Source organism: Rhodococcus sp. JCM 9793, assembly GCF_055380405.1.
This window is the reverse complement of sequence record NZ_AP043721.1, coordinates 6,046,543-6,060,347: the sequence shown is the minus strand read 5'-3', so window position 1 is coordinate 6,060,347 and position 13,805 is coordinate 6,046,543. Positions and strand designations below refer to the sequence as shown.

General features: G+C 64.2%; 13 protein-coding genes. 11 read left to right on the top strand and 2 right to left on the bottom strand.

The window, feature by feature from the left end; genetic code table 11:
- Window positions 1–21: 21 nt before the first annotated feature.
- The 7 genes from panD (at window position 22) to ACZ46K_RS30210 (ending at window position 8,268) form a co-directional block, all read left to right on the top strand.
- Complete coding sequence (gene panD / locus ACZ46K_RS30240) at window positions 22–456, top strand: aspartate 1-decarboxylase (protein ID WP_054806725.1); 435 nt, start codon at window positions 22–24, stop codon at window positions 454–456.
- Window positions 457–458: 2 nt separating this feature from the next.
- Window positions 459–1,298 (top strand): type III pantothenate kinase, encoded by an 840-nt coding sequence (locus ACZ46K_RS30235; RefSeq protein ID WP_054810399.1) that lies wholly within the window; start codon window positions 459–461, stop codon window positions 1,296–1,298.
- 93 nt (window positions 1,299–1,391) lie between these two features.
- The gene (locus ACZ46K_RS30230; RefSeq protein ID WP_054806726.1) at window positions 1,392–1,844 is read left to right on the top strand and encodes a rhodanese-like domain-containing protein; all 453 of its coding nucleotides are present in this window, start codon (window positions 1,392–1,394) and stop codon (window positions 1,842–1,844) included.
- Window positions 1,845–1,934: 90 nt separating this feature from the next.
- The gene (gene lysS, locus ACZ46K_RS30225; protein WP_054806727.1) at window positions 1,935–3,446 is read left to right on the top strand and encodes a lysine--tRNA ligase; all 1,512 of its coding nucleotides are present in this window, start codon (window positions 1,935–1,937) and stop codon (window positions 3,444–3,446) included.
- A gap of 104 nt (window positions 3,447–3,550) precedes the next feature.
- On the top strand, window positions 3,551–3,907 hold the full coding sequence (locus ACZ46K_RS30220; protein WP_054806728.1) for a histone-like nucleoid-structuring protein Lsr2: 357 nt from the start codon (window positions 3,551–3,553) through the stop codon (window positions 3,905–3,907).
- A 129-nt stretch (window positions 3,908–4,036) separates the two neighbouring features.
- Window positions 4,037–5,467 (top strand): phospholipase D-like domain-containing protein, encoded by a 1,431-nt coding sequence (locus ACZ46K_RS30215; protein ID WP_464746360.1) that lies wholly within the window; start codon window positions 4,037–4,039, stop codon window positions 5,465–5,467.
- A gap of 260 nt (window positions 5,468–5,727) precedes the next feature.
- Complete coding sequence (locus ACZ46K_RS30210; RefSeq protein ID WP_464746357.1) at window positions 5,728–8,268, top strand: ATP-dependent Clp protease ATP-binding subunit; 2,541 nt, start codon at window positions 5,728–5,730, stop codon at window positions 8,266–8,268.
- Window positions 8,269–8,354: 86 nt separating this feature from the next.
- Here ACZ46K_RS30210 and ACZ46K_RS30205 read toward each other — a convergent pair whose 3' ends face one another.
- Both ACZ46K_RS30205 and ACZ46K_RS30200 read right to left on the bottom strand, forming a co-directional pair.
- Entirely contained in the window at window positions 8,355–8,948 is a 594-nt protein-coding gene (locus tag ACZ46K_RS30205) for a TIGR03086 family metal-binding protein (RefSeq protein ID WP_054805997.1), read from the bottom strand.
- Window positions 8,949–9,043: 95 nt separating this feature from the next.
- Complete coding sequence (locus ACZ46K_RS30200) at window positions 9,044–10,315, bottom strand: amidohydrolase family protein (RefSeq protein ID WP_464746354.1); 1,272 nt, start codon at window positions 10,313–10,315, stop codon at window positions 9,044–9,046.
- A gap of 59 nt (window positions 10,316–10,374) precedes the next feature.
- Here ACZ46K_RS30200 and ACZ46K_RS30195 point away from each other — a divergent pair, with 59 nt between their 5' ends.
- The 4 genes from ACZ46K_RS30195 (at window position 10,375) to ACZ46K_RS30180 (ending at window position 13,802) form a co-directional block, all read left to right on the top strand.
- Window positions 10,375–11,205: an AraC family transcriptional regulator gene (locus ACZ46K_RS30195; RefSeq protein WP_464746351.1), complete on the top strand. Its 831-nt coding sequence runs from the start codon at window positions 10,375–10,377 to the stop codon at window positions 11,203–11,205.
- A 54-nt stretch (window positions 11,206–11,259) separates the two neighbouring features.
- Window positions 11,260–12,222 carry a helix-turn-helix transcriptional regulator gene (locus tag ACZ46K_RS30190; protein ID WP_054805989.1) on the top strand — a complete coding sequence of 321 codons (963 nt, stop codon included), beginning with the start codon at window positions 11,260–11,262 and terminating at the stop codon, window positions 12,220–12,222.
- Window positions 12,223–12,330: 108 nt separating this feature from the next.
- Complete coding sequence (locus tag ACZ46K_RS30185; protein WP_054805990.1) at window positions 12,331–12,771, top strand: OsmC family peroxiredoxin; 441 nt, start codon at window positions 12,331–12,333, stop codon at window positions 12,769–12,771.
- 296 nt (window positions 12,772–13,067) lie between these two features.
- Complete coding sequence (locus ACZ46K_RS30180) at window positions 13,068–13,802, top strand: DsbA family oxidoreductase (RefSeq protein WP_054805991.1); 735 nt, start codon at window positions 13,068–13,070, stop codon at window positions 13,800–13,802.
- Window positions 13,803–13,805: the final 3 nt, after the last annotated feature.

Here is a 13,805-nt window from a genome sequence, read left to right as displayed (position 1 = left end):
AGAAAGAAACAGAGGACCGACATGTTTCGCACCATGATGAAGTCGAAGATCCACCGCGCAACGGTGACGCACGCCGACCTGCATTACGTCGGTTCGGTGACGGTCGACCAGGATCTGATGGACGCGGCAGATCTGCTCGAAGGTGAGCAGGTGTGCATCGTCGACATCGACAACGGCAATCGTCTCGAGACGTATGTCATCGCCGGCGAGCGTGGCTCGGGTGTCATCGGGATCAACGGCGCTGCAGCACATCTCGTGAAGCCCGGCGACTTGGTCATCCTCATTGCCTACGGGGTGATGAACGAGCAGGAATGCAAGGATTACGCGCCGCGCGTCGTGTTCGTCGACGCGGAGAACCGTCAGGTCGAACTCGGCAGCGACCCGGCGCACGCACCCGAAGGATCCGGTCTGATCACCCCGCGGATGCTGTCGACTCTCGACGCATCGATGGTGTAACGGTGCTACTGGCTGTCGATGTCCGGAACTCCAACATCGTTCTGGGCCTGTTCACCGGCAGCGGTTCGCACGCAAAACTGCTGCGGGATTGGCGTATTCGTACCGACTCGAGGATGACCGCCGACGAGCTCGCATTCGCGTTCCGAGGATTGCTGGGTGATCACGTCGAGCAGATCACCGGTGTCGCTGCACTGTCGACGGTCCCGTCGGTGCTGCGAGAACTGAGGGTGATGCTCGCTCGGTACTGGGATCAGGTACCCCACGTGGTGGTGGAACCCGGTGTGCGCACAGGTGTTCCGCTGCTCGTTGACAATCCCAAGGAAGTCGGAGCAGACCGGATCGTCAACAGCCTTGCCGCTCACCATTTCTACGGTGGCCCCTGCATCGTCGTGGACTTCGGTACGTCGACCTGTGTCGATGTGGTGTCCGCCAAGGGTGAGTTCCTCGGGGGATGTATCGCTCCGGGCGTGGAGATCTCGATGGACGCGTTGGCGTCGCAATCGGCGGCGTTGCGCATGGTCGAACTCGTGCGTCCGCGCGCGGTGCTCGGCAAGAACACGGTCGAATGCATGCAGTCCGGAGCGGTTTTCGGCTTCGCCGGCATGGTCGACGGGCTCGTCGGCCGTGTATGTGCGGAGGTCCCTGGATTCAGCGGTGACGACGTCGTCGTGATAGCCACCGGCGACAGCGCGCCGTTGATCATGGAGGAATCACGCCTGCTCGAGCATCACGAACCGGACCTGACCCTCGAAGGGTTGAGGCTGGTCTACGAGCGGAATCAGGAACGACGTGCGTCGCGGCGGGGAGCCGTAGAGGCTTCCGCGCGGCGTGATTCTGTGTAAGAATGTCTTCCGTGATCCGCCGCATGTGTGCCCAGGAGTGTTGTCGAGGCTGACGTCCGCCCCGACCGATAACACATTCCTGGGAGTTCTTTCATGCGTGCTGCGCTTGTTTCGTCTGTCTCTGCATCTGTCTCCGCTCCGGTTGCGCTTCTGCCGCTGGCCGTCGAGCGCACCTATCCCACCGAGTTGGCTGCTGCTGTTGCTCGCGGTGCGGTCGTCATCGATGTCCGTACCAACGCTCAGCGTGATTTTCAGGGCACCTTGCCGGGTGCCCTCGCGATCTCCGCGGAGTTGGTCGCTGACAGGCTCGACCCTTCGAATCCCGGTCGCCTGGCCGTCGCCGTCGACCTGGATGTCGAATGGATCCTGGTGTCCGCCGAGGGCACCGACTCGCACCGCCTCGTCACAGGCCTGCAGCAGCAGGGGCTTCGGCGTGTCACCCACATGGTGGGCGGGTACGCCGCAATCGAGGCGGCGCACATGGTTCGGGCCGTCACGCAGGCTCAGCACATCCTCGCCGACGTGGAGCGCGTCACCGCGCACTGACGATCCGCACTGATGTGGAGCGCTCCGCCACAGAAGGAACTGCACGGCTGCGAGGTTGTGACGCGGCGCTCTCGGATAGTCTGGTTTCCCGTGAGTGATGCCAACGTTCAGCAGCCCGACGATACCCCCGAGCAGATCCGGGTCCGCCGCGAAAAGCGCGAACGACTCCTCGCCGAAGGCAAGGATGCGTACCCCGTCGTCGTGCCGCGCACGCACACGCTCGCGGCGATCCGTGCCGAGTACCCCGACCTCGAACCGGACACTGCGACCGGTACGCATGTCGGGGTGGTCGGGCGCGTGATCTTCATGCGCAACACCGGCAAGCTGTGCTTCGCGACGCTGCAGGAAGGCGACGGAACCCAGCTGCAGGTGATGGTCAGCCTCGCCTCGGTGGGGGAGGAGTCCCTCGCCGAGTGGAAGGCACTCGTCGACCTGGGTGATTTCGTGTTCGTGCACGGTGAGGTGATCAGCTCACGACGCGGCGAGCTCAGCGTCATGGCGGATTCCTGGACGATGGCGTCGAAGGCGCTGCGCCCGCTCCCGGTCGCGCACAAGGAGATGAACGAGGAGTCGCGGGTCCGGCAGCGCTACATCGACCTGATCGTCCGCCCGGAGGCCCGCAAGAACGCCCGGATGCGCGCCGAGGTCGTGCGTGAGCTGCGTAACGCACTCGAACGCCGAGGATTCCTCGAGGTCGAGACACCGATGCTGCAGACGCTGCACGGTGGTGCTGCGGCACGCCCGTTCGTGACGCATTCGAATGCGCTCGACATGGACCTGTATCTGCGTATTGCGCCCGAACTGTTCCTCAAGCGATGTGTCGTCGGTGGCATCGACAAGGTCTTCGAAGTCAACCGCAATTTCCGGAACGAGGGTGCCGACTCCACTCATTCGCCGGAATTCGCGATGCTCGAGACCTACGAGGCCTACGGTACGTACGACGATTCCGCGAAGATGATTCGCGAGACGATCCAGGAGATCGCGCTCGCCGTGTTCGGCAGCCACGTCGTCACTCTGGCGGACGGCACCGAATACGACTTCGGCGGGGAATGGAAAGTCCTCGAAATGTACCCGTCGTTGTCGCAGGCGATCGGTACCGAAGTCACACCCGATACCACGATCGAAGAATTGACGGCCCTGGCAGGCAAGGTCGGGCTCGAAATCCCCGAGGGTAAGGGATGGGGCCACGGTAAGCTCGTCGAAGAGCTGTGGGAGCACATGTGCAGCGACCAATTGAACGAGCCGACTTTCGTCCGTGATTTCCCGGTCGAGACGTCGCCGCTCACCCGTGATCACCGCACTGTGCGCGGAGTCACCGAGAAGTGGGATCTCTATGTGCGGGGGTTCGAGCTTGCCACTGGCTATTCGGAACTCGTCGATCCTGTGATCCAGCGTGAGCGGTTCGTCGATCAGGCGCGTCTCGCGTCCGAGGGCGATGACGAGGCGATGGCCCTCGACGAGGATTTCCTCGCCGCTATGGAACAGGGAATGCCGCCTACCACGGGAACCGGCATGGGAATCGACCGGTTGTTGATGGCGCTGACCGGCCTGGGAATCAGGGAAACTATCCTCTTCCCCATTGTTCGCCCGACCACTCGCTGAATAGGCCGGAAAGCTCTCGGTATAGACATGCGTTAATTGCGGGGTATTGTGGTCTCGTCCCGTGGGGGGAAAGCGCATTTCTTGATGGAGAGGGTTTCCAGCACATGGCAAAGAAGGTCACCGTCACACTTATCGACGATGTCGACCAGGAATCGGCGGCAGACGAGTCGGTAGAGTTCGGACTCGACGGCGTGACCTACGAGATCGATCTGTCGGAAGACAATGCGGCAGCGTTGCGGGAACAGTTGGATTACTGGATTCAGCACGCGCGCAAGGTCGGCGGCCGTAAGCGCGGCAAAGCCGTTCAGAGTGCACCGGTGGCAAGCAAGTCGTCGCGGGGAACTACGGATCGCGAGCAAACTGCGGCAATCCGTGAATGGGCGCGAAACAACGATCTCCAGGTCTCTGCTCGTGGTCGGATCTCGGCCGACATTATCGAGCAGTACAACAACGCGCACTGAGTTTCTTTCCCACCTCAGCCGAACAGCACCGTCGGGGTCCGCTATTGCGGATGCCGACGGTGCTGTCGTATTCCGTTCGCGCGCACTGATTTGGGTAGAGGGGTATCGCCCGGCGTAACATTTCTGCTCATGGTCGAACGCGTGCTGGTGCCGGGGAAGACGTGCTGGCGGACGGACCACGCCCAGCGGCTCACCTTCATCGTCGACGCGGCAGACTATTTTCGACACGCGAAATCGGCGATGTTGCAGGCGCGTCGACGCATCATGCTGATCGGGTGGGATTTCGATACCCGGATCAAGTTCGAACCCGACGGCCGCACGCTGGACGGACCCAACCGGCTCGGTGCGTTTCTGAAATGGCTCCTCGAACAGAATCCCGACCTCGACATTCACCTTCTCAAATGGAATATCGGCGCGCTCACTGCGATCGGGAGGGGCATGACGCCGGTATTCGTCCTCGACTGGCTCAGTGACCCACGCCTGCATTTCGAGATGGACGCCGCACACCCGATCGGCGCTGCCCATCATCAGAAGATCATCGTCATCGACGACGCGATCGCATTCTGCGGCGGTATCGACATGACAGTCGACCGGTGGGACACATCCGATCATTCCGACCGCAGCCGATTTCGGCGCGAACCGAGCGGGCGACGCTACGGCCCGTGGCACGACGTCACCACCGCGGTGGACGGCGCGGCCGCCCGAGCACTCGGCGACCAGGCGCGGGCGCGATGGAAGTCGGCAACGGGGACGGATCTCGACCCGGTCGGTCCCTGCGACGCGATCTGGCCCGACGGACTCACCCCCACGCTCACCGACATCGACGTGTCGATCGCCAGAACTCTGCCGGAGTACGACGGGCGCGAGGACGTCCGCGAGATCGAGGCCCTCTACCTCGCGGTGATCGAGAGCGCCCGGCACATCCTGTACCTCGAGAGCCAGTATCTGGCGTCCCGCACGCTCGCGGAGGCGATCGCCGCGCGTCTACGCGAGGACGACGGTCCCGAGGTCGTGCTCGTGATTCCGCGCAATGCGGACGGCTGGCTCGAGCAGCAGGCGATGGACGGTGCCCGGCGCTCTCTGTTGCGCATGCTGTGGGACGCCGACGTCCACGGCAGGTTCGAGGCCTACTACCCGGTGACCGAGGCCGGGAGACCGATCTATGTCCACGCGAAGGTCGTCGTCATGGACGACACCCTGGTGCGGATCGGATCGTCGAACCTCAACAACCGGTCCATGGGTTTCGACACCGAATGCGACCTCGCGCTCGAGTCCACAGAATCGGGCGACCCGGTCTCCTGTGCGGCGGCGGAACTGCGCAGCACGCTCCTCGCCGAGCATCTCGGCGTCGCCGTGGAGACGTTGGACCGGGCGGTCGACGACGAGGGTTCGTTGCTCGCAGCGATCGAGCGCTTGCGGCATTCGGGTCGTTCCCTGCGTCCGTTCGAACCGGGTACGGTGGGGAACGAGAACAGTCCCCTCGCGGAGAACGCGCTCATGGATCCGGAGCGGGCACCGAAGAGTGCCGCTCGGCGGATCCAACAGGTTCTCACTCGCTGACCGCCTGTTCGCTTCTGGCGTACAGGTTGCGGAAACGTATGCGTCACGTGCAGCGTTATCTCTTGTAGCCGTGTTTTCCGCTACCACCTTCCAGGGTGGAGGGGGAGCGAGTGGAATTCAGGCCAACTAGAGTGTCGAGTGGGATCGTGGAACCTTCGCTGGTTCGATGTGAACGACTCGAGTGCCGGAGCGAAGAGCGGCTGCCGGGGTCCGGGACAACCTCGTACCGGATCCGTCGGCCGAGAGTGTGAGGGAGTGCGATGTTCGAAAGGTTCACCGATCGCGCGCGGCGCGTCGTTGTCCTGGCTCAAGAAGAAGCCAGGATGCTCAACCACAACTACATCGGCACGGAGCACATCCTCCTGGGCCTCATCCACGAGGGTGAGGGCGTGGCGGCGAAGTCGCTCGAGTCGTTGGGGATCTCCCTGGAAGGCGTCCGTAGTCAGGTCGAGGAAATCATCGGCCAAGGACAGCAGGCCCCGTCCGGGCACATCCCGTTCACTCCCCGTGCCAAGAAGGTGCTCGAGCTCAGCCTCCGTGAGGCGCTGCAGCTCGGTCACAACTACATCGGCACCGAGCACATCCTCCTGGGTCTCATCCGCGAGGGTGAAGGTGTGGCAGCTCAGGTGCTCGTCAAGCTCGGCGCCGACCTGAATCGGGTCCGTCAGCAGGTCATCCAGCTGCTTTCGGGTTACCAGGGCAAGGAACCGCAGGAAGCCGGCACCAGCCGCGGCGAGGCCGGCACCCCGTCGACGTCGCTCGTGCTCGACCAGTTCGGCCGGAACCTCACGCAGGCCGCTCTCGAAGGCAAGCTCGATCCGGTCATCGGTCGTGCGAAGGAAATCGAGCGGGTCATGCAGGTGCTGTCCCGTCGTACCAAGAACAACCCGGTCCTCATCGGTGAGCCGGGCGTCGGTAAGACCGCAGTGGTCGAGGGCCTGGCTCAGGCCATCGTCAACGGCGAGGTCCCGGAAACCCTCAAGGACAAGCAGCTCTACACGCTCGACCTGGGTTCTCTCGTGGCAGGCAGCCGGTACCGCGGCGACTTCGAGGAACGCCTCAAGAAGGTCCTCAAGGAGATCAACAGCCGCGGCGACATCATCCTGTTCATCGACGAGCTGCACACGCTCGTCGGCGCGGGTGCGGCCGAAGGCGCGATCGACGCAGCGTCGATCCTCAAGCCGAAGCTCGCACGCGGTGAACTGCAGACGATCGGCGCGACCACCCTCGACGAGTACCGCAAGTACATCGAGAAGGACGCCGCGCTCGAACGCCGCTTCCAGCCCGTCCAGGTCGGTGAGCCGACGGTCGAGCACACCATCGAGATCCTCAAGGGTCTGCGCGACCGCTACGAGGCGCACCACCGCGTGTCGATCTCCGACAAGGCGCTCGTGGCTGCGGCAACTCTGGCCGACCGCTACATCAACGACCGCTTCCTGCCGGACAAGGCGATCGACCTCATCGACGAGGCGGGTGCCCGGATGCGCATCCGCCGGATGACCGCGCCGCCGGACCTGCGCGAGTTCGACGACAAGATCGCCGACGCACGTCGCGAGAAGGAATCTGCGATCGACGCGCAGGACTTCGAGAAGGCCGCGAGCCTTCGCGACAAGGAGAAACAGCTCGTCGCTCAGCGCTCCGAGCGGGAGAAGCAGTGGCGAGCAGGTGACCTCGACGTCGTTGCAGAGGTCGACGAAGAGCAGATCGCCGAGGTTCTCGCGAACTGGACCGGTATTCCGGTGTTCAAGCTCACCGAGGAGGAGACCACCCGTCTGCTCCGTATGGAGGAGGAGCTGCACAAGCGGATCATCGGCCAGGAGGACGCCGTCAAGGCGGTCGCCAAGGCGATCCGTCGTACGCGTGCCGGCCTCAAGGATCCGAAGCGTCCCTCGGGCTCGTTCATCTTCGCCGGCCCGTCCGGTGTCGGTAAGACCGAGTTGTCGAAGGCGCTCGCGAACTTCCTGTTCGGCGAGGACGACGCGCTCATCCAGATCGACATGGGTGAGTTCCACGACCGGTTCACCGCGTCGCGTCTGTTCGGTGCACCTCCCGGATACGTGGGATACGAAGAGGGTGGCCAGCTCACCGAGAAGGTCCGTCGCAAGCCGTTCTCCGTCGTGCTGTTCGACGAGATCGAGAAGGCTCACCAGGAGATCTACAACACGCTCCTGCAGGTCCTCGAAGACGGGCGCCTGACCGATGGCCAGGGCCGCACGGTGGACTTCAAGAACACGGTGCTGATCTTCACGTCGAACCTCGGTACGTCCGACATCTCCAAGGCCGTCGGTCTGGGCTTCACCTCAGGCAAGGGCGACCAGTCGAACTACGAGCGGATGAAGAACAAGGTCAACGACGAGCTCAAGAAGCACTTCCGCCCGGAGTTCCTCAACCGTATCGACGACATCATCGTCTTCCACCAGTTGACGAAGGATCAGATCATCCAGATGGTCGACCTGATGATCGGTCGCGTCGAGGTGCAGTTGAAGAACAAGGACATGGGGATCGAGGTCACCGAGAAGGCGAAGTCGCTGCTTGCCAAGCGCGGATTCGACCCGGTGCTCGGTGCTCGTCCGTTGCGCCGCACCATTCAGCGCGAGATCGAGGATCAGCTCTCCGAGAAGATCCTGTTCGGCGAGGTCGGCGCAGGCCACATCGTTCTGGTCGACGTCGAGGGCTGGGACGGCGAAGGGGCCGGCGAGAACGCGAAGTTCACGTTCACACCGAGCGAGAAGCCGGCCGAGGTGCCCGACACCCCGGCGGTCGTGCTCGCCAAGAGTGAGGGCGAAGCAGAAGCTCAGTAACAACACGCATACGCCGAGGGGCGGCACTCCGACATGGAGTGCCGCCCCTCGGCGTCGAGGGATCCCTGCTCCGCGTGGGCGGGAGTTCAGTTCTTCCAGGGAGCGGTCATACGTCCGGACCAATTGGCAAGGCGTTCGGTCGCCCCCGCGGTCGGTGAGGATTCCACCACCGGGCCGAACGGGATGGGGCCGCCACGCGGGGTCTCGGGGAGCGCATGCTGCATGATGCCGAGCGCAGCGTTCGCCAGGGTCGGGTCGGTCTCCGCGGGCTGCCCCGTTGCGGCCGCCAGGTCCCAACCGTGCACGAGTGCTTCGTTGAGTGAGAAGAGGACCGAGGCGCGCCCCGGGAAGGTGCCCCAGGGGGCGGTGACGACGGTGTCCAACATCGCGTCGTCACCCCATACCTCCCAGTAGCGGTCGGCGCTCGTGCGCAGTGCGGCGACCCATCCGTCGTCCGGTGCAGTGAGCACTTCGGGAACGGTGTGTACGTCGCCGCCCGCGCCGATGATGCGTCCTACGTGGACGGTGGACACCAAGTGTCCGATCAAGGAGCGCACGTCGAACTCAGGGCACGGGGTCGGATCGGTGAACTGGGCCGGCCGGACTCCGTCGATGAGTCCGGCCACCCAGTCGAGGGCGTCACGGAACAGGGGGCGCGGGTCTGTCTGCATTGTCGTCATGACACACAGCATGGACCCGAAACACGACACCCTCTGTCAGGTATTTTCGGCGTCGTCGATGCCACCTGTGTGGCAGTGCGATTCGGAAGTGTGGATCACCCCGCCGTCACGGAATCCTTGTGCTTGGCCTCGTAGAGCTTCGCCCACTCGGCCCGGGACCGGATCGACACGTCCACGTCGGTCGCCTTCGCCCGCAACGCTCCGACGGTCGCGTCCTCGCGCTCGATCTTCGAGAACGGGTCCCAGTTGAAGAAACGGCAGGAGTTCTGCCAGGTGATCTTGTCGATTTCGGCGTCTGTCGCACCCGCGGCGTCGAGCTCACCGAGCACTTTCTCCGGCGCATCGGGCCAGAAGCAGTCGGAGTGGGGGTAGTCGCACTCCCACGCGATGATGTCGATGCCGATCTCGTGGCGCAGCTTCAGTGCCGTGGGATCGGTGACGTAGCAGGCGAGAGAATGCTCTTTGAAGACCTCGCTGGGCAGCTTGCCGCCGAAGTCTCGACGGAGCCAACGCTGGTTGGTGTAGTGCCGGTCGCAGCGGTCCAGGAAGAATGGGATCCAGCCGATGCCGCCTTCGGAGAAGGCGAACTTCAGATCGGGATAGGAACGCATGGCCGGACCCCACAGGAGGTCCTGTGCGGCGATGGCGGAGATCTGGGTGGCGAGCACGATCAGATTGTCGATCGGTGCGTCCTTCGCCATCGAGATCGCGCCGAATCCGGAACCGATGTGCAGGCACATCACGACGTCTTCGTCGGACAGGGTCTGGAACACCGGGCCCCAGTACTCGATGTCGTGGTAGCTGGGCAGTCCCTCGAGGTGCGGGAGTTCCGGCATGGTGACGGCGCGGCAGCCCTTCGCCGCGACACGTCGGATCTCATCGCACATCGCCGGCACGTTCCACGTGGGCAGGAGGGCGAGCGGCAGGAATCGGTCGGGGTAGGTGCCGCACCATTCGTCGATGTGCCAGTCGTTGTAGGCCTGCACCATCACGATGGTCACCTCGGCCTGGTGCTGGTTCAGGTGGCGGGCGGAGAAACCGGTGAACGTGGGAAAGCACATGGAACCGACGATGCCGTTGCGGTCCATGTCTCGTACGCGCTCGTGGATGTCGTACACGCCGGGGCGCATCTCGGCGAAGCGGGCGGGATCGCGCCCCCATTCTTCTGCGGGCCACGACACCACCGCGTTGAGTCCGCTGACTCCGGTCGGTTTCCCCTGGTAGACCCACTGGTCGATGCCTTGCTCGGTAACGATGACCTTGGGTGCCTCGTCCCTGTACTTGGCCGGAACATGGCGGGCGAACATGTCGGGTGGTTCGACTACGTGGTCATCGATACTCACGAGAATCATGTCGTCGAGTTGCATATTCACTCCAGGGTGCTGCTTGTCACATTGTGGTTACTCCTGTTGTACCGTTCATAGTCATGACCGTCTCCACGCAATCGGCCATGCATCGTGCAGGATCGGACAACCTCAAGAGTCTGCGTCGTAGTGCGGCGGTGACCGCCGGAAGTTACCTCTACGAGGGCGGAAGCCTCGTGACGGACTGGCACAGCCACGACATGCATCAGATCGAGTACGCCGTGGGTGGCGTGGTCGAAGTGGAGACCGCGACCACCCATTATCTGCTGCCTCCTCAGCAAGCGGTGTGGATACCCGCGGGACTGCGGCATCAGGCGACCATGAGCCCCAGGGTGCGCTCGATCGCAGTGATGTTCGATCCGGAACTGGTGCAGTTCCACGGTGAACGAGCCGCCGTCCTCGACGTCTCCCCGGTGATCCGGGAAATGATCATCTACGCGCAGCGGTGGCCCGTCGGCAGGCTCACCGACGATGCCACAGCGGAGCGCTTCTTCGAGACCCTCGGCGGACTCGTCCTCGACTCCATCGACTCCGACGAAGCGCTGCTCAGCCTTCCGATGTCGGACCATCCCGTGGTGCACAACGCGATGGCGTTCACGAAGGCGAATCTCCACGACGTCACCATCGGTGAGGTCGGCCGCGCAGTGTCGGTATCGGATCGCACCCTGCGTCGACTGTTCGACGAGCACGTGGGGATGTCGTGGCGCACTTATCTGCTCCAGGCCCGGATGCTGCGCGCGATGGCACTCCTCGCATCGCCCGAGCAATCGGTGCAGGAAACCGCCCGTGCCGTCGGGTTCGACAACGGAAGTTCGTTCGCGCGGGCGTTCAGCGACTTCTGCGGACAGTCCCCGTCGTCGTATCGGCACCGCAGTGCAATCGAACGGTCCTGACCTCGGGCAGCAAACACGACACTTCGTGTCAGGTTTCGGTGCCATGATTCGGTGATGCGCGCTGAACGACTGCTGTCGCTGGTGTTGATGCTCAGAAACCGGGGGAGAATGACTGCCCCGGCGATTGCCCGCGAACTCGAGGTATCGGTGCGGACAGTCCTGCGCGACGTCGAGGCACTGTCGTCGGCCGGTATCCCTGTGTATGCGGAACGAGGCCGCGACGGAGGGTTCGCTTTGCTGCCGGGATTCACCACGGATCTCACCGGGCTGACGATCGACGAGGCAACCGCGCTACTCGCAGCGAGCACCTCCGCCGACACTGCGGCACTCGGCATGGCTCCCGCGTTTGCGGCCGCGATGCGGAAGGTCACCGATGCACTACCCGAGGCGGGGCGCACGGCGGCGATCCGAGCATCGGAACGGATCCTGGTCACCGGGTCGGGATGGATCACGGAGGCAGCGGTCGATCCGCACCTCGGTGCGGTGCAACAGGCGGTGTTCGACGGCGTACGTCTACGAATCCGGTACCGCCCGCGCGGACGAGACTCCGGGTGGCGGACCGTCGATCCGATCGGTCTCGTCAGTGCCGCTGGGCGGTGGTACCTGGTGGCCGTGCACCGCGGTGAGGAACGTACGTACCGGCTCTCGCGTATCGACGAAGTGAAGGTGCTGGACGTGCCGGCCGAGCGCCCCGCCGACGTCGACCTCGCCGAGACCTGGAATCGCACACGGGCACAATTCCGTGCGGGAATGTCCACAGTCTCCGCGACCGTGCGGGTACGCGAGAGCCGCCGAGACGAACTCGCTGCGGTCGCGATTTCCCTCACCGAATGTCATGGGGACGGCCGTCATAGGGACGGTGAGGGATGGTTGCGCGCCGAGGTGGAATTCGGCGGTTCAGGTCACGCAGGAGCGGTGATGTGGCAGTTCGGCGACGACGTCGAACTCCTGTCGCCGCCCGAACTACGCGACGAAATCCGCACGCAGGCGCTGCGGCTTTCGGCGCGCCACGGATGACCGGGTGGTGCACCTTCGGTCGATTGTCCGCGAACCGGAGACCGCGGCGCAGCCGACGGCGTAGTTTCGGGCCAGACTGTAGTTTCGGGCCAGATGGAGGGAGTTACTATGCCGACACGGAGTGCACGGACCGCATGGAACGGTGGACTCGAAGACGGGTCGGGTCAGGTCGAACTGACCAGCTCGGGGCGCGGCACATTCGATGTGTCGTTCCCGAAGCGAGCGGCCGACAACGCCGACGGTACGACGAGCCCCGAGGAGTTGATCGCCGCGGCCCACTCGACGTGTTTTGCGATGCAGTTGTCCGCGGTGATCGCCGAATCCGGGGGCACCCCGCAGAGTCTCGAGGTCAAAGCCGACGTGTCGCTCGGCCCGCACCCCGAGGTGGGGTTCCGGCTCACCGGTATCAAGCTGACGGTCCGCGGTGAAGTCGAGGGCCTCGACGCCGCCGGCTTCGAGAAGGCCGCGCAGACCGCGAAGGAGACCTGCCCGGTGAGCCGAGCTCTGACGGGTGTGGAGATCACTCTCGACGCCGCGCTCGAATCCTGACCCGAATGCCGCTGCCGAGAACGGAACCCTCGGCAGCGGCACGGTGACTCTGTCGGGTCGGAACTGGCCGATCTGAGCATTGTCGGCGGCCTGCGACAGCTGCGGGAGCAGCTCGTCCAGCAGCCACGGCATGCTGAGCACGTTCGGTGTGCTCGACGCGTACACCAGCGGTGGGGCGGTCAGAGCCGTGTAGGTGTCGTCGCGCACTGCCTTGATGCCGGTGAACAGCGGGAGGGTCGAGGCACGCCTCCACCGATGAGGGAACAATCCGACGCCACCACGCTGTTGTTCGACTCGTGAGCACACCTGCCGACATCGCCCTACCCACAGCCCAAATCGAGATCTGGTCGGACATCGCGTGCCCGTGGTGTTACATCGGCAAGCGTCGATTCGCCGACACCCTCGCCGCCTTCCCACAGCGTGATCGGATCGTGGTGACGTGGCGGTCGTACCAGCTCGCACCCGACACCCCCGCGGGTCTGAAGAAGCCCGAGATCGAGGCGCTGGTCGAGATGAAGGGCATGCCCGCCGACCAGGTGCGGCAGATGTTCTCCCAGGTGTCCGCCACCGCCGCGCAAGTCGGGCTGGACATCGACTTCGACACGGTGATCGCGGCGAACACCTTCGACGCGCATCGGCTCCTGCACCTCGCCGGCGACAAGCGCGACGAACTGCTCGAGGCATTGTTCCGTGCGCATTTCGTCGGCGGTGCGATCGTGGACGATCGTGAGGCGCTTGTGCGCATCGCCGTCTCGGTGGGGCTGGATGCAGATCAGATCCGCGCGGATCTCGACTCCGACGCCGCTGCGGATGCTGTGCGTGCCGACCTCCTCGAAGCCCGGCAGCTGGGTGTCACGGGAGTGCCGTTCTTCGTCGCCAACCGCGCGGTCGCGGTGTCGGGTGCCCAGACGAAGGACGTGTTTCTCGCATTGCTGGAACGCGCGATTTCCGACGCAGACAGCGCCGAGCCCGTCGTAGATCCGGTTGCCGATGACGCCGACGGGTGCGGGGGAGACACCTGCGCGGTGTGAGCG